The organism is Tersicoccus phoenicis, from assembly GCF_001968835.1.
GTDB lineage: Bacteria > Actinomycetota > Actinomycetes > Actinomycetales > Micrococcaceae > Tersicoccus > Tersicoccus phoenicis.
Genome location: NZ_MRDE01000053.1, coordinates 1 through 21,979, shown reverse-complemented (window position 1 = coordinate 21,979; position 21,979 = coordinate 1). Strand labels below are relative to the sequence as shown.

At 68.3% G+C, this 21,979-nt stretch carries 18 protein-coding genes, 1 tRNA gene and 1 rRNA gene; 5 read left to right on the top strand and 15 right to left on the bottom strand.

The window, feature by feature from the left end:
* Window positions 1–8: 8 nt before the first annotated feature.
* The 13 genes from BKD30_RS08155 to BKD30_RS08095 form a co-directional block, all read right to left on the bottom strand.
* Window positions 9–728: a hypothetical protein gene (locus BKD30_RS08155; RefSeq protein WP_076703871.1), complete on the bottom strand. Its 720-nt coding sequence runs from the start codon at window positions 726–728 to the stop codon at window positions 9–11.
* The gene (wecC, locus tag BKD30_RS08150; protein ID WP_076703869.1) at window positions 725–1,978 is read right to left on the bottom strand and encodes a UDP-N-acetyl-D-mannosamine dehydrogenase; all 1,254 of its coding nucleotides are present in this window, start codon (window positions 1,976–1,978) and stop codon (window positions 725–727) included. Before wecC ends, BKD30_RS08155 begins: the two co-directional genes overlap by 4 nt.
* An 8-nt stretch (window positions 1,979–1,986) precedes the next feature.
* Entirely contained in the window at window positions 1,987–3,675 is a 1,689-nt protein-coding gene (locus BKD30_RS08145; RefSeq protein WP_159440559.1) for a CgeB family protein, read from the bottom strand.
* Window positions 3,676–3,902: 227 nt separating this feature from the next.
* On the bottom strand, window positions 3,903–4,799 hold the full coding sequence (locus BKD30_RS08140) for an ABC transporter ATP-binding protein (RefSeq protein ID WP_076703866.1): 897 nt from the start codon (window positions 4,797–4,799) through the stop codon (window positions 3,903–3,905).
* Window positions 4,786–5,673, bottom strand: coding sequence for an ABC transporter permease (locus BKD30_RS08135; RefSeq protein WP_076703865.1), 888 nt, complete (start codon window positions 5,671–5,673; stop codon window positions 4,786–4,788). The genes BKD30_RS08140 and BKD30_RS08135 overlap by 14 nt, the downstream gene beginning before the upstream one ends.
* Window positions 5,660–7,039, bottom strand: coding sequence for a glycosyltransferase family 4 protein (locus tag BKD30_RS08130; RefSeq protein ID WP_235861568.1), 1,380 nt, complete (start codon window positions 7,037–7,039; stop codon window positions 5,660–5,662). The genes BKD30_RS08135 and BKD30_RS08130 overlap by 14 nt, the downstream gene beginning before the upstream one ends.
* Before the next feature lie 410 nt (window positions 7,040–7,449).
* Window positions 7,450–8,703, bottom strand: coding sequence for a glycosyltransferase family 4 protein (locus BKD30_RS08125; protein ID WP_076703863.1), 1,254 nt, complete (start codon window positions 8,701–8,703; stop codon window positions 7,450–7,452).
* 3 nt (window positions 8,704–8,706) lie between these two features.
* Window positions 8,707–9,522 carry an OCRE domain-containing protein gene (locus BKD30_RS08120; protein WP_076703862.1) on the bottom strand — a complete coding sequence of 272 codons (816 nt, stop codon included), beginning with the start codon at window positions 9,520–9,522 and terminating at the stop codon, window positions 8,707–8,709.
* Window positions 9,515–10,561 carry an LCP family protein gene (locus BKD30_RS08115; RefSeq protein ID WP_083956139.1) on the bottom strand — a complete coding sequence of 349 codons (1,047 nt, stop codon included), beginning with the start codon at window positions 10,559–10,561 and terminating at the stop codon, window positions 9,515–9,517. Before BKD30_RS08115 ends, BKD30_RS08120 begins: the two co-directional genes overlap by 8 nt.
* A 93-nt stretch (window positions 10,562–10,654) precedes the next feature.
* Window positions 10,655–11,446, bottom strand: a complete 792-nt coding sequence (locus tag BKD30_RS08110) for a glycosyltransferase family 2 protein (protein ID WP_143588119.1) — start codon at window positions 11,444–11,446, stop codon at window positions 10,655–10,657.
* Window positions 11,447–11,587: 141 nt separating this feature from the next.
* Complete coding sequence (locus BKD30_RS08105) at window positions 11,588–12,379, bottom strand: glycosyltransferase family 2 protein (RefSeq protein ID WP_076703859.1); 792 nt, start codon at window positions 12,377–12,379, stop codon at window positions 11,588–11,590.
* Window positions 12,380–12,429: 50 nt separating this feature from the next.
* Window positions 12,430–12,503 (bottom strand) — tRNA-Thr (locus tag BKD30_RS08100).
* Between the two features lie 97 nt (window positions 12,504–12,600).
* The gene (locus tag BKD30_RS08095) at window positions 12,601–13,494 is read right to left on the bottom strand and encodes a DsbA family protein (protein WP_076703857.1); all 894 of its coding nucleotides are present in this window, start codon (window positions 13,492–13,494) and stop codon (window positions 12,601–12,603) included.
* Between the two features lie 162 nt (window positions 13,495–13,656).
* Here BKD30_RS08095 and otsA point away from each other — a divergent pair, with 162 nt between their 5' ends.
* The 5 genes from otsA (at window position 13,657) to BKD30_RS08070 (ending at window position 20,561) form a co-directional block, all read left to right on the top strand.
* Window positions 13,657–15,099: an alpha,alpha-trehalose-phosphate synthase (UDP-forming) gene (gene otsA / locus BKD30_RS08090; protein WP_076703856.1), complete on the top strand. Its 1,443-nt coding sequence runs from the start codon at window positions 13,657–13,659 to the stop codon at window positions 15,097–15,099.
* A 1-nt stretch (window position 15,100) separates the two neighbouring features.
* Complete coding sequence (otsB, locus tag BKD30_RS08085) at window positions 15,101–15,922, top strand: trehalose-phosphatase (RefSeq protein WP_076703854.1); 822 nt, start codon at window positions 15,101–15,103, stop codon at window positions 15,920–15,922.
* Window positions 15,923–16,098: 176 nt separating this feature from the next.
* On the top strand, window positions 16,099–17,232 hold the full coding sequence (locus BKD30_RS08080) for an ABC transporter ATP-binding protein (protein ID WP_076703853.1): 1,134 nt from the start codon (window positions 16,099–16,101) through the stop codon (window positions 17,230–17,232).
* A gap of 104 nt (window positions 17,233–17,336) precedes the next feature.
* Window positions 17,337–18,797, top strand: coding sequence for a DUF4032 domain-containing protein (locus tag BKD30_RS08075; protein WP_083956138.1), 1,461 nt, complete (start codon window positions 17,337–17,339; stop codon window positions 18,795–18,797).
* 264 nt (window positions 18,798–19,061) lie between these two features.
* Window positions 19,062–20,561: a sugar porter family MFS transporter gene (locus BKD30_RS08070; protein WP_328586899.1), complete on the top strand. Its 1,500-nt coding sequence runs from the start codon at window positions 19,062–19,064 to the stop codon at window positions 20,559–20,561.
* Window positions 20,562–20,649: 88 nt separating this feature from the next.
* Here BKD30_RS08070 and BKD30_RS08065 read toward each other — a convergent pair whose 3' ends face one another.
* Window positions 20,650–21,810: a permease gene (locus BKD30_RS08065; RefSeq protein WP_235861567.1), complete on the bottom strand. Its 1,161-nt coding sequence runs from the start codon at window positions 21,808–21,810 to the stop codon at window positions 20,650–20,652.
* Between the two features lie 86 nt (window positions 21,811–21,896).
* A 5S ribosomal RNA gene (gene rrf, locus BKD30_RS08060) occupies window positions 21,897–21,979 on the bottom strand; the annotation flags it as partial.

The window sequence follows — 21,979 nt, the reverse complement described above, 5'->3', positions numbered from 1 at the left end:
ACTCCGATTCAGTGCCCACGCTTGTACCTCCAGTACCGCAGGGTCAGGCGCCCCAGCCGGGACGAGGACAGCGCGTCATAGCGACGGCGAAGTATGCCGAGTTCCGCCTCCAGTCGCGGATCGGGTCCCGCCGCCGCGGTGGACGCCACCGGCCGAGTGTCGAGGGCACGGAGTAGAGAGAGGTGCCGACCCTGGAGGTCTGCGAGTTCCCGGGCCAGCCGCGCCTGCTGAGCGACCGCACCGGCGAGCGTGACGTCGTGCTGCACGCTCAGGCCGTCGCGGAAACTTCCGGGGTCGACGATCGGCCCGTCATACGGCCCGCTGACGGCAGCACAACCGCGCTGCCCCGCAATGAGGCCGACGACCGCATGCCCGGTGGGGAGCTGTACCGCGCTGACCAGGTCGAACGCGTCACCGAGTCCGCCGTCGACGCTCCACAGTACGGCGGGCACATCGTTGAATCGGCGCGTCCGGATCAGCTCCGCAGCCAGGTCGCGCCCGCCCGTCGTGACCAGGACCGCGAAATCGCGGCTGACCAGGCTGTCCCACCGAGCGACACTGTCCACCAGCAGAAGGTCGCGCTCGGACGCCAACGCGAACGCAACAGGGCTGGGCTCGCCGCCGCAGAGCACCAGCACGGGCGCATCGGGAAGAACGACGTCCGCCGTCACCTGGATGCCGCGAGCCACCCGCGGCGTCGTCGCGCCGCTCATGGTCTCGATGCTCATGAGATCAGAACACCCTTGGTGTCGACGACTGTCTTGTCCACCAACGACTCGCTCCTCACCTGTCGTACCTCATCGTGATCGACGAGGACCACGACAAGAGCCGAGCGCGTGATCGCGTCGTCGACCGGCGTGAGGTGAACATTGTCAAAGCCCGACAATGCCTGGGGCAGCGCATCGATGTTGGGCTCGGCGACATTGATGCGCCGGCCCGGAAGCCGCCTTGCCACGCTGACGGTGATGTCCACCGACGGTGACTCGCGCAGATCGTCGATGTTGGCCTTGAAGGCGAGACCGAGCAGCGCGATCTCGGCATCGGCCGGGAGCTGCTGGATCTCATGGAGAACCCGGTCGACCACCCAGCCGGGCTTCGCGTCGTTCACCTCGCGCGCGGTCCTTATCAGACGAGCATCCTCCGGCGCTTCCGCCACGATGAACCACGGGTCGACGGCGATGCAGTGCCCGCCGACGCCTGGGCCGGGCTGCAGAATGTTCACGCGCGGGTGGCGATTGGCCAATCGAATCAATTCCCACACGTCGATGCCCAGTCGCTCGCTGATCACCGAGAGTTCGTTGGCGAAGGCGATGTTGACGTCGCGAAAGGAGTTCTCGACGAGCTTGCTCATTTCCGCCGTGGTGGCGTCGGTTGTGTGTATCTCGCCCTGGCAGAATGTCGCATACAGCTCGGCGGCGCGTTCGGCGGCCTCGCGTGTGAGTCCTCCGACGATCCGGTCGTTCGTGACGAGTTCGATCATCACGCGACCCGGCAGCACCCGTTCGGGACAATGGGCCAGGAGGAGGGTTGGTCGGCCGTCGGCACCATCGAGGCTGAGGTCCGGGCGCAGCCCGATCAGGTAGTCGCCGAGGTGCTTCGTTGCTCCGGGCGGAGACGTCGACTCGAGCACGACCAATTCCCCACCGATGAGCCGCGGAGCGACCTCCCGCGCTGCCGCCTCGATGAAGCTCAGATCGGCCGTGTGATCGGTCGTGAACGGTGTCGGAACCGCCAGAATGTAGGCGGAGGCCGGCGGCATCTCGGTCGTGGCCGACAGCATTCCGCTGGTCACCGCCCCGGCGACATAGGTCGCCAGGTCGGGTTCGACGAACGGCACGCGCCCGTCGTTGACGGCGCGAACGGTGTCGGCGTCCACATCGACGCCCACGACGTTCACACCGTTGCTGGCCAGGATCGCGGCCGTCGGCAACCCGATGTATCCGAGTCCCACCACGGCCACGTCTACGGTCTGATTCACATTCCCCCCTATACCTGTGAGTGCTGCTCGGCATGACCGATCAACACGTTCTCGCTCCCGATCAGCAACGATTCTTCTGAGACCTGCCACGTGTGATCGGTACTACCGCGATATCGATAGTAGTTGAATCTGTCGGCTGAGTAGATCACACCGCCCGCGCGCGAGACGTCGGTCAGGAATCCGGTGTCCTCGCCTCGCGTCACCGCCGCGAAGGGATGCTGCCGGAAGATGTCACGAGCCCCCACCATGGTGGGTCCCGGAACCAGCGCAGTGAACCGGTGTTCGGCCTCAGGGGATCGCAGCACGGTCATCTCGCGATTCGGCAGGTACAAATAGTGGGCCTGCTTCCCGACGACGTTCGCGTGGGAGTAGGCGAGGGCGTGCAGCGCGTCGTGCAGGTAGTCCGGGCCGTAACCGTCGTCGTCGTCAATCTTGGCGATCACCGTCCCGTCGGCAGCTTCGACGCACCGGTTCAGGCACTCACCCAGGCTGACATCTCGCGAAGCGCTCAGGACGGTGATATGTCGGAGGCCGTGATTCTCGGCAATGGCCGTCCAGTGAGCACGGTCGATCTCGAAACCGTGGGTGAGCAGGACGACCTGCATATCGACGTCGCGCTGGGCGCCGAGCACGCGAAGCACATCCTCCACCCGGTGCGGTCGGAAGCAACTCACGACCGCACTCACAGTGGGTGAGGTCACGGGTCTGTGTCGGCCCGGCAGTGCGATGCGCACCACCTCTTCGGCGCGGTGGGCGTACGTGTGGTGGTCCCAGATCCGGCGCTGGATCCGGTGGAGAACCCGGTCGGCGTCCGCCGGCCGCCGCAGAATGTCGGTAACGGCGGACGCGGCTTCGCCCGCTGTCGTGACGGGGGCCAGTCCGGTGCCTGCGAAGAAGGTATCGATCGCGTCGCTCGGAGCCGTGACCATGGGCACCCCAGAGGCCGGCAGTTCGAACATCCGCCGCGCGCACATCGTCGGCGAGTCCGCGATCGTGTTGACGTTGAGGAAGACACGGTAGGCCCGGTAGGCGGTGAGCATCCGAGCGTAGTCGAGCGATCCCACCACGAACCGGTTGAACGGCTCGGGAAAGCGGTAACGATCATCCACGTCCGCGTGACGTGCAAAGATCTCCAACTGGTCACCGGTCGCCTCGGCTGATTTCATGGCCCCGGCCAGCAGGGCGTCGAGATGCCGACGCCGCTGCGGGAATTTGTGCCCGAAGTACATCCCGGCAAAGGCGATGCCGCGACTCCGGTGGCCCGCCATCGGACGTACCGGGTTGTGGATCGTCGGCTGCGCGGCGAACGGGAGAACCCCAACCTGCTGAGCCGGCGCGTCCTGTCGGTAACGGTCGACCATCGACGCATCGGTGGTCAAGACGACGTCGAACAAGTGAGCGGTCGAGCGGAAGTCGGCGTAGTGCGCGGGATCTTCCTTGTTCCAGAAGACGGTAGGGGTCCCTGCTTCCCTGCACCACGCGACGAGGTCCCGCAGTTCTCGCCCTGGTTCCCCGGGACCGGCGAGCAGATGCCGCCAGGCTCCGCCGTTACCGGCCCACGCCGCTTCCACGAAGAGAAAATCGACCGTCTGGAGACGCAGTTGTTCCCGCCACCGCTGCGGGTCCAGGGCGATGAGCGTCCACTCGGGAGCGAACGCGCGCATGGAGAACTCGTCGAGGATGACGCCGACGCGCACGTCAGGGCGACGGACGGCCCCGGTGATGGCAGTGAACGGCGCGAACGTGAGTCTGCGCCGACGACCGTGGCCGGTCCACCGGCCCTCCGCGCCGGCAAAGTCGAAGCTCCTTCCGCGGCCACCGGCCTCCGCGCGTCGGCGCCGTCGCCAGCGACGCAGTGCCGTCGGTCCACCCCGGCGGAGGTGCCACAGGCCCGTGCGCACGTGGCGGACGCGAAGACGGAGGCTCATCGAGCGCGCCGTCGGCTCTCGCGGCCCGCCATCCGGATATGAACGCGGCCAAGAGCGTCCATGGCCTCGCTCTTCATCTGGTCGGCTCCGGTGGTGTCGCCTGCGCTCAGCCGGACAGCGAAGTTTTCGTACTGCAGGGCGACCTCGGTCGGATCGCCGTCCATCACCAGGTCACCGCGGTCGAGCCAGAGTACGCGGGAGCACATGCTCCGGATGGTCGGGAGCGAGTGGCTCACCAGGACAACGCAACCCGCCTGGTCCCGCAGTTCGTCCATACGGGCCTTCGTCCGATCCACGAACTGAGCGTCACCGGTGTTCAACGCCTCGTCGATCAGCAGGATCTCGGGATCGATGCTGGTCGCGATAGCGAACTGCAGACGCGACGCCATGCCCGACGAGTAGGTGGCCATGGGCAGATTGATCGTGTCGCCCAGACCCGTGAGTTCGACGATCTGCTCGAACTTCTCATCGACCTGCTGCGGCGTCATCCCCATCGCCAGGCAGCCAAGCGTGATGTTCTGGTCTCCGGAGAGGGAGGGGACCAGAGCGGCGTTGACCCCGAGCATGGCGGGGGTGCTGGACGCGTAGATGGCTCCGGACGACGGCCTGGCCTGGCCGCTGATCAACTTGACCAGGGTGCTCTTGCCGGAACCGTTCCGCCCGATGACCCCGACGGATTCACCGTGATTGACCACGAGCGAGATCTCGTTGAGAGCACTCACTGTGACCTTGGTGGTCCGTCTGCGCAGGCGGTCGTACAGACCCGATCCCTGATGGCCTTCGTCCGCACGTTTGCTGGTGGTCGGAACCCGGTAGCTCACGGTGGCCCGGTCCACGACGACGCACGGCCGGGCCGCCGTCGGATCGGTCTCCGCCGGGTCAGTCGCGTCCATAGCTCTCCTCCCCGTGCCAGAAGAACAGGACGCCGATGAGCAGGGCGGCCAGGGACCAGATCGTCAGGTTGGCCCAACTCGTGAGCGGTGGGGTACGGGCGTACAGGATGCTGTCCCGCAGAATGTCCAGGACGCAGTACAGCGGGTTCGCCTTGAGCACCGCGAGGAGCGCGGGATCATCCACCATACGGTCGAAGGAGTAGAACACGGCCGAGGCGTACATCCACCCGCGCAGCGCGAACGGGATGACATGGGAGATGTCGTGGACACGGGTGATGACCCGGGCCAGGACCAGCCCGACGCCGAAGTTGAACATCCACTGCAGCGCGAGCGCCGGAAGGATGAGGAGCCAGCGCCAGGTCGGTTGTTCGAAGGGCGGAATGACCACGATCATCAGCAGCATGGCGAGTACCAGCGGCACGGCCGTGAGCGCCTCGCGCACGCTGGCCGCGACGGGCATGGTGATCCGAGGGAACGCGAACGACTGCAGCAGGGCCCGATTGCTCTGTACGGACCGCGCCCCCGTGGTGATGGAGCCGGCGCTGACCTGGAAGATGAAGACGCCGATGATGAGGTATCCGACGAAGTTGTCGATGCCTCGGCTCGTCCGCAGCAGCAGACCGAAGATGAGGTAGAAGGTCAGGGCGTTGAACACGGGGTTCAGGATCAGCCAAGCGCTGCCCAACCGGTCGCGTCGCGTCCCGGTGACCACGCGAGCGCGAGAGTCGTAGAACACGAACTGCCGGTAGTCCCACAGCCGTACCAGATATTCGCGGAGGCCCGGGCGAGCGCCGACCCGATGTAGTCGGTCACCGTCGATCTCCACGACGGTGTCCTGCTGGTCTCGGGAAGGGGCGACTTCAGTCGATGCCATCGCGTCGTCCATCGTTGCCCTGCCCTCTGCCTCTCACTTTTTCGTACGCGTCGGCACACGACCTCGCGTTCGCCTCCCAGGTGCGATGGGCCAACACGTGCGCCCGACCTGCGCGACCCATCCGGACCCGCTCCGCAGCGTCGCTCAGAAGGCGGCGCAGTCCCATGGCGAGCGCCGCAGCATCCTCGGGCGTGACCAGTAGACCGGATCGACCGTCCTGGACCACCTCACGGAGCGCCGGCAGGTCACTGGCCACCACCGGTCGAGCGCTCGCAGATGCCTCAACGGGCTTGAGCGGCGTGACGGTCCTCGTCACCGACAGGTCACGACGGGGAACCACGAAGATGTCCAACGCCTGATGGTAGGCCGCCGCTTCGGCGCGCGGTACACGCCCGACGAAGGTGATCCGATCGGTCAACCCTGCCCGGGCCGCCCGCTGGCGCAACGCGGCTTCCGCCGCGCCGGACCCGACGATCATCAAGTGTAGCGTCGGCCAGGACGGCGCCAGGACCGCCGTCGCGTCGATGAGCGTGTCGAGACCTTCGTAGTCGACCAGGCTGCTGACGGTGCCGATCACCGGCCCAGGAAGGTCCAAGCCGAGCTGCTTCCTCGCTTCGCGAGGTTCGAGCGGCTCCTCCAGGAAGGGCCCGCCGACGCCGTTGGGAGCGAGCAGGATGCGCGCGGGGTCCACGCCTGCCTCCATGATGCGTGCGCGCATCTCCTCGCCCAGAGTGATGACGAGATCGGCGGCGCACATCGCCTCCGCTTCCCGAGCGTTGGACAGACGGTACCTTTCGCTGTGGCGGGCCACCTCCCCGCGGGTCGAGGCCCAGGTATCAGCGAGCATCCCGCGGACCTCGTAGACCCAGGGCACTCCGAGCGACCGCGCGACCGCGCCGCCGACCAGGGCGTTCGTGAAATCGGTTGTGGTGTGTACCACGGCGGGGCGGAACTGCTCGCCGAGACGCAGGACCGCCTCGGCCTGTCGTTGCAGGCGTTGCTCCGTGGTGGCCGGGAGCCGCCCCTCCAGCAGACGCTGATACGGAACGCCGTCCACGACATCGCGGTCACTCGCGAGGGCGCGCCCGACCAGCACTGGGTACCCGATGCGCGTGACAGCGAGAGGATCCAGGCCGATGTGCTGCTGCGCCAGCAGAATCGAGTGGGAGCGTTGCGCGTAGCCGCTGCCGGTATGGGGCAGGGAGTTGGTCAGCAAGTGCAGTACCCGGCTACCGATCGGGTCAACGGGTGCCGATGGCAGCCGCGGGGCCCAACCGGAGAGGACCTGACGCTCGGAGATCAAGCGCTGCTGCAGTGCACGTGCCGCCCGGCCTTCTCCGTCCAGCGCCGAGATCGCGCCGGTCACGTCTCCGTCGTACCAGAGTCGGCGGGCCAGCGTTCGCGCAAGCGCGCCGTGAGCCGGAGCTGCAGCGCCGAGGAGGGGATCGGCCAGATCGGGCCGGCCTGCCACGACAGCGACCTCCGCAGCCCACCGACGACGACCGCCGTGAGACCGTCGAGCCGCGGATGCGCGGAGCCGACTTTCGAGACCCCGGTGATCGCCGGCAATGAGGCTCGCTGTCAGCGCGAGTCGGCTCCCGGCAGGGATCGGAGCGCCGTTGAGCACAGCGTGGGCCACCTTCCCTGCTACGGACGACGGCAGCCTACGCGACAGGAGTAACACGAAGAGGGCAGGATCCTCTCGTAGACGGCGGACCGTCGTGTCCGCCGCCAGTGCCAGATTGCAGGCCAGACGACGACCACGCGAGGCCAACGTCATCGGTGGGCCGCCTGAGCTTCCTTCGTCAGTGCTGTGAGCACCTCGGCGTAGCGGACCGCCAACGCGCCGTAGTCGGCGTTCTCCGCCACCCACCGTCGTCCATCACCGGTTACCCGCAGGCGATCACGGTCGGCGGCCAGTTCACGCCAGAGGTTCGCGATTGCGTCGGGGTCCGCGGGGACGACGTCGCCAGCGCCGGCGTCGCGGATGATCCGCTCCGCCTCCCCGCGAACCACGGCGGTCACGTGGCGTCCGACGGCGAGCACTTCGTACGTCTTGGAAGGGATTGTGGTGTCGAACGACTTCCAGTCGTCCCGGAGAGAGACGATGCAGGTGTCCGCTGCGGTGTACTGCTCGAGCACGGAAGGCCCGTGCTGCGCCTCGTGGAAGACGACCGGCGCGTCGAGTTCGTTGGCCAGGTCGATCAGCGCGGGCCGCTGAACTCCGTGGCCCACCAGGCGCAGTTCCATGTCCTTCCCCACGATGGCACTCGCACGGACGAGCACGTCCAGGCGTTGGCTCTGCCCATGATTGCCGAGATAGAGGGCGCGCAGCGGCCCCGGACCCGAATCAACCGGGGGCAGTTCGGGCACACGGGCAAGGTCTACCCCGTTGCTGATGGTCACGACGGGGTCGACTCCTCGCTCGCGCAGAGTGCGGGCGAAGCCATCGGTGACCGCGACGACGAGGTCCGATCGTTGCTGGATGAACTCGACGACGCGCTCGACGAGACTCTTGGCCGTGCCCTGAACCAGGCGTGCGTCTCGGGCGAGGTCCGGCCAGGCGTCGCGCATCTCGACTACGAGCGGCACACGGCGCAGCCGGGACACCACATGACCGGCCAGCAGGATGGGCAGGCTGGGAACCGTCACTACGAGGACGTCAGGGCGGCGACTGGCCAGGGCCACGGGAATCGAGAGAACGGCAGAGACCACCTGGTCCAGCAGACGGGCCAAGTGAGCGGTGCCCGCGTGCGGGACGAACGGGACACGGTGGACGCGCTCACCGTGCGGGCCCGGCTGGATGCGAAACGCGCGCCCGGCAAGTGACCGAGGAAGGCTGCGCCGTCCCTCGGGGAAATGAGCGACCGGTGCAATGACGTCGACGTCCCAGCCGCGACCCCGGAACGCCTGGATCAGGGTGCTCCACCGCCGCTGAGGCGGGCTGTGCTCCGGCCAGTAGGAGTGGCACAAAAGCTGCAGGCGCAGCGGCGCATCCGGTTCCGTCAGTCTGACTGAATCTCTCGTCATCCGTTACTTCCGCTCGCCCGCCGTGCGACGGCTACCACGACGCAGAAGTCGAAAATACAGAAATCCGAGGACCAGGAGACCGGCGACAGTGATCGTCTGCGTCGCGACGGTGCTCGTGTTGGTCGTGGTCCGCGCCTTCGCGACATCCGCCGTAGGCATCGAGGTCGCTGACTGCGGCGTCGCTGTTGCCGTCGGTGTCTGTGCGGCGGAAGGAGTGACGGTCGGAGTCGGGGTCGGCTTCTTCGTCGGTGTCGGCTCCTTCGTCGGTGCCGGAGTGGCCGTCGGCGTCGGGATGGCGGTCGGCGTCGGTGGCACCGGCTCGATGAGCTGTCCGGTGGCCGGGTCGATCAGCAGACCCGTGGTCGGGTCGATGAGGTATCCCGTGGCCGGATCGATCAGATACCCGGTTGCCGGGTCGATCTGGTACCCCGTGGCGGGGTCGATCTGCCTGCCGGTGACGGGATCGACCTGCGGGAGATTCTCCTGCGCGGGCGGTTGCTCGGCCGGAGCCGGCTGTGGCTCCGGCTGGGCCGGTGCCTGCAGGGCCGGTGCCTGCAGGGCCGGTGCCTGCAGGGCCGGTGCCGGCTGCACCGGTGCCTGGTGGACCGGTGCCGGCTGGACCGGCGCCGGCTGGACCGGTGCCGGCTGCACGGGTTGGGTGGCCGGGTCGGCCGCCGGGTCCGTCATGGGCACGGTCGGCGCGGCGGGATCTGTTGGCGCCGCCGTTGCCGCGGCCGAGCCGAACGGCAGGAGCAACCCGACCGCGAGCACCGCCGGCGTCACCCGGGCCAGGAGCGCGGCCGCGCGCCGGTCACTCACCGGAACTCCGCGAGCTCAGCCACTGCCCGAGGGTGTCGTCCCGCAGCGCCTTCCCCACCGCGCTGATGGCGGCGGTGTCGGGTAGGACGATCGACTGGCCGTCGGCGGAGGTGCCGATCCCCTTGGTCGGAAGCGTGAAGGACTGCACGTCGCTGGATCGGAGTCCGTTCAGGGAGACGGCGAGGGCGCCGACGGCCGCCGAGTCGAACGTCGTATCCACGCTCAGGTAGGGCGAGACCTTGTCGACGAGGTCGGTGACCTTGCCGGGGTTGGTCAACGTGCCGGCGCTGAGGATCTGGCCGAGCACGGCCTTGACGAAGATCTGCTGGTCCTTCACCCGCTGGTAGTCACCATCAGGGAAGGCCTTCCGCTCCCGCACGAAGGCGAGCGCGGCGTCGCCGTCGAGCGTCTGCATACCCTGCGGGAACGCGCGATCCTTGGTGGAGAACGCGATGGGGACGTTGACCGGTACGCCACCGAGGGCGTCGGTGACGGCCTTGAAACCGGCGAAGTCGATGAGCGCGATGTGGTCGAGCCGGGCGCCGAAGAGTCCTTCGAGCGTCTGGGCGGCCAGCGGGATCCCCCCGTAGGACATGGCGGCATTGATCTTCGCCGGGCCGCGCCCGGGAATGTCCACCCAGGTGTCGCGCATGACGGACATCAGGTAGACGCGTTTGCGGTCGGCGGGGATGTTCACCCAGATCATGCTGTCGGAACGTTGGTCGGAGGCGTTGCCGCCAGCCGCCTCGGACGGGGCCGCACCGCGGCTGTCGCTGCCGAGCAGCAGGATGTTCATGGCGCCGTTGGCGGAGGCTGACGGCCGCGTGGTCTCGGCCGGGAACGCACGTTCGATCTTCTGGGTCCTGGTGTCGAAGGACCGGCCGAGGTTGCCGACATACAGACCGACGACGAGGGCGACGACGGCGAACAGCGCGACGATGACCAGACCGATGCTCCACCACAGTTTCCGACGGGAATGCCGGGGCGGACCGGCGGCATCGTCGGACGGTCGATCCAGCAGATCGCTCTCGAGATTCACAGCTTGTTGTCCCACTTCCGAACCAGCACAGTGCTCATCACCACGCTATCGACAACCATCGGCAGGCAGACGCCGACGGTCAGGTGGCCGACCTCAGCCTGCCGCGCTGGCCAGCCGCTGCGCCCTTTCCGCGGCAGCAGTGTCCGTCACCCGGTACGGAAGCCCTTCGAGCGCCTGATCCGGGACTCGGTAGTGGTGGAGGCGGCCGACCTCCGGATCCACCACGATGAATTGGCCGCGGCTGATCGCATGCACCGAGGCGAAGGGAAGCAGCGCGTCGTGGCGAACGATGGCCTTGACCCGGCGATCCCATCCATGGCCGTAGGCATCGATGTCCTCCTGGTGCCAGCGCTTGACGCTGGAACCCAGAACTGAAGCACCCGGACGCCATGCACTGGTATCGAAGTTGTAGTTCTTGAACCGGAGGCGAGGAGCGTCGGATCCCGCGGTCAAGTCCTGGATGGACCCGCCCCCGGGGAGCACCAAGAACTCGTCGACGTCGAGAACGGACACCCAGCAGTCACCACGAACCGCATACAGATTCAAGACGCCGGCAAGGTAGAGAAGCTGCCGGTACGACAGTGCGTCGACGATCGGCAGCTTCCATCGAACGATGTCCTCGCCGTTCTCGTCGCGCCAAGCGCTCTCCAAAGCCTGGCGATCGGCCTGATTCGCCGGTGGATTGTCATCCCAGTACTCGCGGTACGGTCCGCGCTCGTCGACGGTGATGTCACCGGGCAGCCCGCGCAGGATCTCCGCCGAGTCGTCCACTGGGTGGTCCAGCACCACGTAGAACTCATCGAAGCCGAGGTCTTGGTGGTAGGTCACCCACTCGGCGAGCCGGGGGGCGTCCCCGCGGGACATGGTGACGATCACGTGTTCCACCACGTCAGAGTACCGTCGATGGACCTCGAACCCAGCTATGCGACGACTGCGCGCCGGTCAGCTTGTGCATGGGCTGTCGGCGCGGTCGAGGACCCTGAACGGGTTCCGCACGGACGAAATGTTCCTGTTCGGACGTCTATATCAGCGCGTCGACTCCGTCGAACGCCTTGTGATGTTCGCTGCTGCCGTGTCAACCACTCGGTACGGCAGCTCGGGGATCGCCTGGTCAGGGACCCGATAGTGATGCAACCGCCCGACGCCCGGGTCCACAACGGCGTATGGGCCACGGCTGACAGCATGCACCGACACGAACGGCAGCAGAGCATCGTGCCGAACCAGAGACTTGACGCGGTGCTGCCACCCCTTCCCGTAAGCATCGATGTCGTCCTGGTGCCAGCGATTAACGCAGGAGGCTAGGAGTGGAGTGCCGATCTGCCACTCACGGGTGTCGACGTTGTAGTTCTTGAAGCGAAGCCGGGGCGCAGTGGCGACGCCGGTCAGATCACGGATTGATCCGCCCGAAGGAACTACCAGAAATTCATCCACGTCAAGGACGGTCACCCAGCAGTCACCACGAACCGCATAGAGGTTGAGGACGCCTGCAAGGTAGAGCGTCTGCCGCAACGTTTGAGGGTCACCGATCGGAAGGTTCCACCGCTCGAGACCAGCACTTCGCTCCGCCCTCCACGCCTTCATCAAATCCCAGCGCCGTGGTTGGTCGACATACTCCTCCCCGCTCCAGTAGACGTCGTACGGCGGGCGCTCATCGACGACGATGTCGCCTGGCAGAGCGCTGAGGATGTCGGCCGAGTTATCGACGGGATTGTCCAGCACCACGTAGAACTCATCGAACCCGAGGTTCTGGTGGTAGTTCACCCACTCTGCGAGCCGGGGCGCATCCCCGCGGGACATGGTGACGATCACGTGCTGCACCTGGACAATGTATCGCGCGAGGTCCGAAAGCTACGTCGACCGTCTCATCGAGCCCCCTGCCGGATTCGAACCGGCGACCCTCTGTTTACAAGACAGATGCTCTGGCCGACTGAGCTAAGGGGGCGGGATGCCGGCGCGCCCGCGGGCGCGAACCGGCAGAGCCGCACAGATGAAGCCACCCAAGGGTAGCCCACGGCCGACGGCCGTGCGCTACACCGGGGTCACTTGCGGGCGGTAATGATCTTCTGCGCGAACGCGGTGAAGTCGCCGGAGTTGGACCAACGCTGCCCGTCGACGAACACCGTCGGGGTTCCGCTCACGCCGTCGAGCCGGCTCTGGTCCGTCACGTACTTCACGAACGGACGGTAGGTCCCGTTGTTGATGCAGCTGGACAGGTCCGGCGCGCCGGCGCTGGTGGCGATCTCGTTGAGCTTGTCGTCGGACAGTCCCCGCCCGCCCTCCTGCGGCTGCTGCTCGTAAGCGCTGGTGAGGAAGCGCTGGAACTTCGTCGGCGCCGTGTTGGCCACGCAGTACGCGGCGTTCGCGCCACGGGACGAGTAGTTCGTCGTCGATGCGGTGCCGTCGAGCAGCCCGATCACCCGGTACTCGACGGTGGCCTTCCCCTCCTTCATCCAGCTGTCCAGCTGGTTGGCGTAGGTCGCCTCGAAGTTCTTGCAGACGGGGCAGGCGAGATCGACGAACACGATGATCTGAGCCGGCTGACCGGCCGGAGCCTTCCCGACTCCGTGCGGCAGGGGCAGGACCGACCCGCTCGCGCTGGCGCTGGCGGTCGGCGACTGCGTGTCCGCCACGTTCACATCGCCCGCGGCCGGCGACGTCGCCAGCTGATTCGGCTTGGTCAGCGTCACCCCGCCGAAGGCGTTGGCGTTGGCCGGCCGCGGGCCGGAATCGGCGACCTGACCGCGGATCCCGTTCGCCACGACCAATCCGATCACCACGGCGATCACGGCGACCGCCGCCACGATGCCCCAGATGGTGAGCACCCGGGTCCGGCGTTCCCGTCTGCGCTGCTGTTCCCGCTGCACCCGTGCCCGCTCCCGGGCGGCGGCCTGGCGCTGGGCTTTGGTCAGGCGTGGTTCGTTCTGCGGACTCATGCATCCTCGACAATGGGAACGGCGACACGGCGCGGCGACCGGTGGACACCTCATTCTAGGCAGCCACCCTGAGTGCCCGCCGACGGCAAGTAAGCTGAGGAACAGGACCACTCCCCCGCGCAACCGTGCCCCTCGCGGCACGGGAAAGGACGTGCTCGCGCCATGGCCGTCACCGAATCCCAGCCCCAGCCCGGGGCGACGCCCACCGGGGACTACGACTTCATCGTCGTCTCCAACCGGCTGTCGGTCGACCGGGTGGTGGTCGACGGCGAGTCCGACTGGCGGCGCTCCCCCGGCGGCCTGGTCACCGCCCTCGCCCCCGTGATGGCGCAGGCCGACGGGGCCTGGGTCGGCTGGAACGGCGCCGTCGACGAACCGCTCGACGAGTTCGACCACAGCGGCATGCACCTGGTCCCCGTCGACCTGTCCCAGCAGGAGGTCGAGCTCTACTACGAGGGCTTCGCCAACGCGACCCTCTGGCCGCTCTACCACGACGTCATCGCCCCCCCGGAGTTCCACCGCACCTGGTGGGACGCCTACCGGCGCGTGAACCGCCGTTTCGCCGAGGCGTCCGCGAAGGCCGCCGCCGAGGGCGCGACGGTGTGGGTGCAGGACTACCAGCTGCAGCTGGTGCCGGCGATGCTGCGCCAACTGCGCCCCGACCTGCGGATCGGGTTCTTCAACCACATCCCGTTCCCGCCCCTGGAGATCTACGCGCAACTGCCCTGGCGCCAGCAGGTGCTGGAAGGACTGGTCGGCGCCGACCTGATCGGGTTCCAGCGGCCCGGCGACGCGCAGAACTTCACCCGCTGCGTGCGGCGGTTCCTCGGCACCGCGAGCCGGCAGGGCATCTTCACCGTCACCGACGAGGACGGCAGCGAGCGCCGGGTGGAGGCACGTTCCTTCCCCATCGCCATCGACGCCCAGCACATCGCCGAACTCGCCGCCGACCCCGACGTGATCGAGCGCGCCCGGCAGATCCGGCACGAGCTCGGCGACCCCACCACGGTGCTGCTCGGCGTCGACCGGTTGGACTACACGAAGGGCATCCCGCACCGGCTGAAGGCCTTCGGCGAACTGCTGGAGGACCAGCGGGTCAGCGTGGAGGACTGCACCCTGGTGCAGGTGGCCAGCCCGAGCCGCGAACGCGTCGAGCACTACAAGACGCTGCGGGAGGAGGTCGAGTCCACCGTCGGACGGATCAACGGCACCTTCGACACCCTGGAGAAGACCGCGATCCGCTACCTGCACCAGAGCTACCCGGTCGAGGAGATGGTGGCGCTGTACCTGGCGGCCGACGTCCTGCTGGTCACGGCGCTGCGGGACGGGATGAACCTCGTGGCCAAGGAGTACGTCGCGGCACGCACCCGCAACAGCGGCGTGCTGGTGCTCAGCGAGTTCACCGGTGCGGCCGAGCAGCTGCGCCAGGCCCTGCTGGTGAACACGCACGACATCGACGGCGTGAAGAACGCGATCGTGCGCGCCATTCACATGGAGCCGCGGGAGGCGGCGCGGCGGATGCGCGCGATGCGCAAGCAGGTGCTCGACCACGACGTCCAGCGCTGGTCCACGGACTTCCTCTCCGCGTTGCAGGAGCAGCGCTGACATGCCGGCCGATCCACGCCTGCAGCATGCCCTGGAGCGGCTGGCCTTCTCGCCGGTGCTGCTGGTCTGCATGGACTTCGACGGCACCATGGCCCCGCTGACCGACCGGGCCGAGGACGCGCGTGCGCTGCCGGCGGCCGGCGCGGCGCTGGCGGGGCTGAACGACCTGCCGCAGACCCGCACCGCCCTGGTGTCGGGCCGGGCCCTCGCCTCCCTCCGGAACGTCGCCGGCCCCGACGAACGGACGCTGCTGGTGGCCAGCCACGGCGCCGAGACCTGGTTGGGCCCCGACGCGAGACCGCTGGAACTGGACGAGCAGCAGCGGGGCCTGCTCACCGTCGTCACCGAGACGATCTCCCGCGTCGTCGAGGAGCACCCGGGCACCGGTCTGGAGCGCAAGCCGGCCGGCGTCGTGCTGCACACCCGTCGCGCCGCACCCGACGTCGCCGGGACAGCGACCGTCGCGGCCCTGCGCGCGCTGGAGGCGATCGACGGCGTGCACGTGATGCGCGGCAAGATGGTCGTCGAGGCGTCGGTCGTGACCGCGTCCAAGGGGGACGGCCTGGCGACCCTGCGCGACGTCACGGGCGCCACCGGCGTCCTGTTCGCCGGGGACGACGTCACCGACGAGACCGCGTTCACCGCCCTGACCCCCGGCGACGTCGGCGTGAAGGTCGGCGACGGGCGGACCTGCGCCGACTACCGGGTCCCGGACCCGGAGGATGTGGCGGACCTGCTCGGCGAGGTGCTGCGGTTGCGCCGGGAGGCGCTGGAGATGCCGCTCCTGGACCGGGACGGCCTCGGGCCCAGCATGGACGAATGAGTTCTTCCCGCTACCGTGCCGCAAGCGTTTACGTCCACTGTGCCATAATGGCTGCGGGTGCGTGAACCAGGTCACAACACGGTGCAGGAGCCGGCGTCGCGACCGGCCAGCGTGCCCGAACCCCGCTCACGACGGATCGTCCGGCACGTACCTGCCGGTGAAGGGAAGACACGACCATGGCTACGGTCAGATTCGAAAACACCACCCGCATCTACCCGGGCTCCGACAAGCCCTCGGTGGACAAACTCGACCTGGACATCGCCGACGGCGAGTTCCTCGTCCTCGTCGGCCCGTCCGGCTGCGGCAAATCGACGTCGCTGCGCATGCTCGCCGGCCTCGAGGACATCAACTACGGCAAGATCTGGATCGGCGACAAGGACGTCACGGACGTACCCCCGAAGGACCGGGACATCGCCATGGTGTTCCAGAACTACGCCCTCTACCCCCACATGACCGTGGCGGACAACATGGGCTTCGCCCTGAAGATCGCCGGGGTGGGCAAGGAGGAGCGGATGCGCCGCGTCCAGGAGGCGGCCAAGCTGCTCGACCTGCAGGATTACCTGGAGCGCAAGCCCAAGGCGCTCTCCGGCGGTCAGCGTCAGCGCGTCGCCATGGGCCGCGCGATCGTGCGCAGCCCGCAGGTGTTCCTGATGGACGAGCCGCTGTCCAACCTGGACGCCAAGCTTCGCGTGCAGACCCGCACCCAGATCGCGTCGCTGACGCGTCGGCTCGGCGTCACCACGGTGTACGTGACCCACGACCAGGTCGAGGCCATGACCATGGGTGACCGGGTCGCGGTGCTCAAGGACGGCCTGCTGCAGCAGGTGGACACCCCCCGGAACCTGTACGACCACCCGAACAACGTCTTCGTCGCCGGGTTCATCGGCTCCCCCGCCATGAATCTGCTGGAACTGCCCGTCGTCGACGAAGGGGTGAAGTTCGGCGACACGATTTACCCGGTGCCGCGGGACATCCTCAGCAACGCGGCCGGCAGCACGGTCACCCTCGGGGTGCGCCCGGAGGCCCTCGAGATGACCTCGGCGAATGACGGTCTCCCGGTGATCGTGGACGTGGTCGAGGAGCTCGGGGCGGACGCCTACATCTACGGTCACACGACGATCGGCGATCGGGACCACGAGATCGTGACCCGGGTCGACGGGCGCCGCCCACCGCGGGCCGGGCAGACCGTGCACGTGCTCCCGAAGCAGGGCAACGTGCACCTGTTCGACACCAGGACCGGCCTGCGCCTGGGTGACGGCGGCCCGGCCGCGGGTACTCCCCAGGCGAACCTCTCCGACGTCGTCGAGTGAGTCGGTCGGTGCGGCCGGGATCCTCCTCCCGGCCGCACCGACCGAACCGATCCTCGGACGACAGCTCCGCGAGTCGGCAGACAGTTCCGTCAGGAGGCGCACGCATGAACGGACCCGCCGGAACCCCCGCACCCGCCGAGGGCGCCGGCGGGTCCGCTGCGTCGGGCCGCGTCCCGGACGGCACGACGTCCGGGACGACGGCGACCGGTGCCACCGCGCCCGAGGCGGCGGACTGGGAGCCGCCCCAGGAGTGGTCCGCCGGAGGGCGGTTGCCCCGGTCCGACGGCGGTGACCGATCCCGGCCGGAGGACCGGAGACCGGCATCGCTGAACATCACGGCGGCCGCGACCGTGCCCGAACTGCTGGACCTGCCCTGGGACGTGCCGCTGGAGCAGTGGCCCGAACGCACCCTGGCGTCACTGCCGCGAGGCATCTCCCGGCACGTGGTCCGGTTCGCTCACCTCGCCGGCGCCGTCGTCGCCGTCAAGGAGACCAGCGACCACATCGCCCGGCATGAGTTCCACGTGCTGCGCCGGCTGCAGCGCCTCGACGTCCCGTGCGTCGAGCCCGTCGCGATCGTGAGCAACCGCCGCGGTACCGACGGGGCGGACCTGGCCACCGCCCTGGTCACCCGGCACCTGAAGTTCTCCCTGCCCTACCGGGCGCTGTTCTCCCAGCAGTTGCGGCCGGACACGCTGACCCGGCTGATCGACGCGCTGGCGCTGCTGCTCGTCCGGCTGCACCTCGTCGGCTTCTACTGGGGGGACGTCTCACTGTCGAACACCTTGTTCCGGCGGGACGCGGGCTCCTTCGCGGCGTACCTGGTGGACGCGGAGACCGGGGAGATCCACCCGGAGCTGTCCGCAGGCCAGCGCGAGTACGACCTGGAGATCGCCCGGGTCAACATCGCCGGGGAACTGATGGACCTGATGGAGGGTGGTCTGGTCGACGCGATCGACCCGATCGACACCAGTGAGCGGATCATGGACTCCTACCGGCGGCTCTGGTCGGAACTGCTGGACATCGAGTCGTTCCGGGCCACCGACAAGTGGCGGGTCGCCGAGCGGATCCGGCGGCTGAACGACCTCGGGTTCGACGTCGAGGAGTACTCGATCACCACCAGCCCCGAGGGCACCACCTTCGAGCTGCAGCCGAAGGTCGTGGACGCGGGTCATCACACCCGGCGCCTGCTGCGGCTGACCGGCCTGGACGTGCAGGAGAACCAGGCGCGGCGGCTGCTCAACGACATGGACAGCTTTCGGGCCGCCACCTGCCCGGGCCTGGACGAGGACTATGCCGCGCACACCTGGCTGCAACAGGTGTTCGAACCGATCGTGCGGTCCATCCCGCGGGACCTCGCGGGCAAACTGGAGCCGCCCGAAGTGGTGCACGAGGTGCTGGAGCATCGCTGGTACATGTCGGAGCAGCAACAGCGGTTCGTCCCGCTCTCCGAGGCGGTGACCTCCTACCTGGAGGACATCCTGCGGCACCGGCGGGACGAGGCGAACATCCTGCTCAACCCGGACACCCGCACCCTGGCGGTACTGAGTACCGAGGACGACTGACCGCCCTCCAGCGCGGGTCGGGCCGCCCGGGAATGCATGCGGCCGGCACCCCCCAGAGGTGCCGGCCGTCGTCGATCCTACCACCGCGTAGGGGTCGGTCCCGACCATCCGCTCGGCGGCGCTCAACCGGTCCCTCAGCTGCCATGTGCGGCGGGTACGACCGCAGGTCAGCGCGGACTCGGCGGGCATCGCGCGGCTGCGGCCTCAGGAGTAGGTTGGAGGCCAGCCAACCAACGACGACGACGTAGCGACGGAGGCGGAACGGTGAGCGATTCGACCAGTGCAGACGGGGTGTCCCCGGACCATTCGAGGTACGGCTACCAACCGGAGTCCCACGCCGGTCGGGCCGTCATCATCTCGGTCGCCGCCGCCGTCGGCGGCTTCCTCTTCGGGTTCGACAGTTCCGTCATCAACGGCGCCGTCGACGCTCTGGCGACGGACTTCTCCCTCGCCCCGGCGCTCACCGGCGTCGTCGTGGCCATCGCCCTGATCGGTTCGGCGATCGGGGCGTGGTTCGCGGGCCCGGCGGCGGACCGCTGGGGCCGGCTGCGCGTGATGTTCGTCGGCGCCATCCTGTTCTTCATCTCCTCGCTGGGCTCCGGTTTCGCTTTCGCCGCTTGGGACCTGGCGATCTGGCGGCTGGTCGGCGGCATCGGCATCGGCATCGCCTCCGTGATCGGACCCACCTACATCTCCGAGATCGCCCCGTCCCGACTCCGCGGCCGGTTGGCGTCCCTGCAGCAGATGGCCATCGTGCTCGGCATCTTCGTCGCGTTGCTCTCGGACGCCTGGCTGGCAGCCTCCGCCGGCGGCGCGGGCAGCACCTTCTGGGCCGGCATCGCCGCCTGGCGCTGGATGTTCCTCGTCGGCGTCGTGCCCTCGGTGGTCTACGGCATCATGGCGTTGAGCATCCCGGAGTCGCCGCGGTTCTTGGTCGGTCGGGGACGGGACAAGAAGGCAGCCCAGGTGCTCGAGGAGGTGCTCGGGGAGACCGGGCCGCAGGTCGAGCAGCGGGTGGCCGCGATCCGCGAGTCGGTGCGCCGGGAGAGCAAGCCGTCCTACCAGGACGTGCGGCACAGGAAGTACCTGTTGCTGCCGATCGTGTGGACCGGGATCCTGCTCGCCGCCTTCCAGCAGTTCGTCGGCATCAACGTCATCTTCTACTACTCCACCTCGTTGTGGAGTTCGGTGGGCTTCGACCAGAGCTTCTCGTTCACCGCCTCGGTGATCACTTCTGTGGTGAACGTCCTGGTCACCATCATCGCGATCGCCCTCGTCGACCGGATCGGGCGTCGGCTGCTGCTGCTGGTCGGCTCCCTCGGCATGGCGGTGTGCCTGGCGGTGATGGCGATGGGCTTCGGTACGGCGTCGATGGTGGACGGCTCGCTGCAGCTCGCACCGGGCTGGGGCCAGCTCACCCTGATCGGGGCCAACGCCTTCGTGGTGTTCTTCGGCGCCACATGGGGGCCGGTGATGTGGGTACTGCTGGGCGAGATGTTCCCGAACAGCATCCGCGGTTACGCCATGGCGATCGCCACCGCAGCCAACTGGATCGCGAACTGGCTGGTCACCCTGAGCTTCCCGATCCTGCGGGACATGTCCCTGTCGTTCACCTATGGGCTGTACGCGTTCTTCGCCCTGCTCTCCTTCTTCTTCGTGTGGTTCCGGATCCCGGAGACGAAGGGCAAGGAGCTCGAGGACATGACGACCGACTTCAAGGTGGAGCGTCGCGGGCGCAACCAGGCGACGGCCGGTACCGGCTGAGGCCCGGTACTCCCCGCACGGCGGCCGTTCACCTTCCGGCGGGCGGCCGCCGGCTGTGTGCCCGACGCGGCGATCGACGGAGCGGCCCTCAGCCGAGCGCCAGGAGCAGACCGCCCGCGGTGACACCGCCGGCGATCACGACGACGCCGGTCGCCAGCAGCGCACGCCAGCCGAAGCTGCGGGCGACCATGATCACCGACGGTAGGCTCAGGGCCGGTAGCGTGATGAGCAGGACTCCGGCCACCCCCATGCTGGCGCCCGCCACGACCAGCCCCACGACGACGGGGATCTCCCCACCGGTGGGGATCACCAGAACGGCCCCGACGACGCCGACGACGAGCAGCGCGAGCGGACCGGCGGCGTCGCCGAGGCCGGCCCAGTCGGAGAGCCAGCCGCTCAGCAGCCCGGTGAGGAAGACCAGGAGCACGTACTCGGGGGCGATGATGGCCACGTATCGGGCGAGGGTGACCGCGAAGCGGCGAAGCAGTTGCGGGATGGACGCCGGGTCGTCGTCGACGACCACCACGGACGGCCGCTCCGTTGCGCCGCGCGCCCACCGGGCGGCCAGCATGGCGGCAATCAGGACCACGGCGGCGCCGACGCCGGCACGGACGACCACGAACCGCCAGGGCAGCGTCAGGGCGATGAAGAGCAGGACCGCGGGGTTGAGCAGGGGGTTGCCGAGCCAGTAGGCGACGCTCGCACCGAGGGGAACGCCGCGGCGACGCAGGCTCGAAGCCACCGGCGCGGTGCAGCACGTGCACATCATCGTCGGTAAGGACAGCAGACCGCCCGCCACGCCCTGACCCCAGCGCGTGCGCCGTGAGAGCAACCGGACGAGCCAGTGCCGCGGCACCAGCGTCTCGAGCGCGGCGCCCACCGTGATCCCGACCAGGGCCGCCGGCCAGACGGCGGCGAGATAGGAACCGGTGAAGGCCAGCGCTCCGCCGAACGACGGGCTGGAGCCCGGTACACCGGCCGCGGAGAAGACGGCTCCACCGGACCAGGCGCGCGTGCCGACCAGCGTCTGTGCTCGGCTCGTGTACGGCACCCACTTCGCCCACGCCAGACCGGCGAGCAGGATGATCACCAAGAGCAGCACCCCGACGACGACGCTCCGGCGTCGCTGCGAGTCCGACCCCGCCGCCAACCCGAACCGGATGTCAGCTCGCGCCGGTCGCGGTACGAAATCGGATGAGATCTCGGCCTGGGTGTCGAACGGTCCCTCGGGCCGTAACTGTTCTCTCACCGTGCCCACGATAGTGCCGTTAACGTCGGATGACCCGGGCCGTTTCCGCGTCGTTGCGGGTGGCCCGGGTCGTCCGGTTACTGGTTGTCCGGCGGTGTCCTACTCTCCCACACCCTCACGAGTGCAGTACCATCGGCGCAGTGGGTCTTAGCTTCCGGGTTCGGGATGG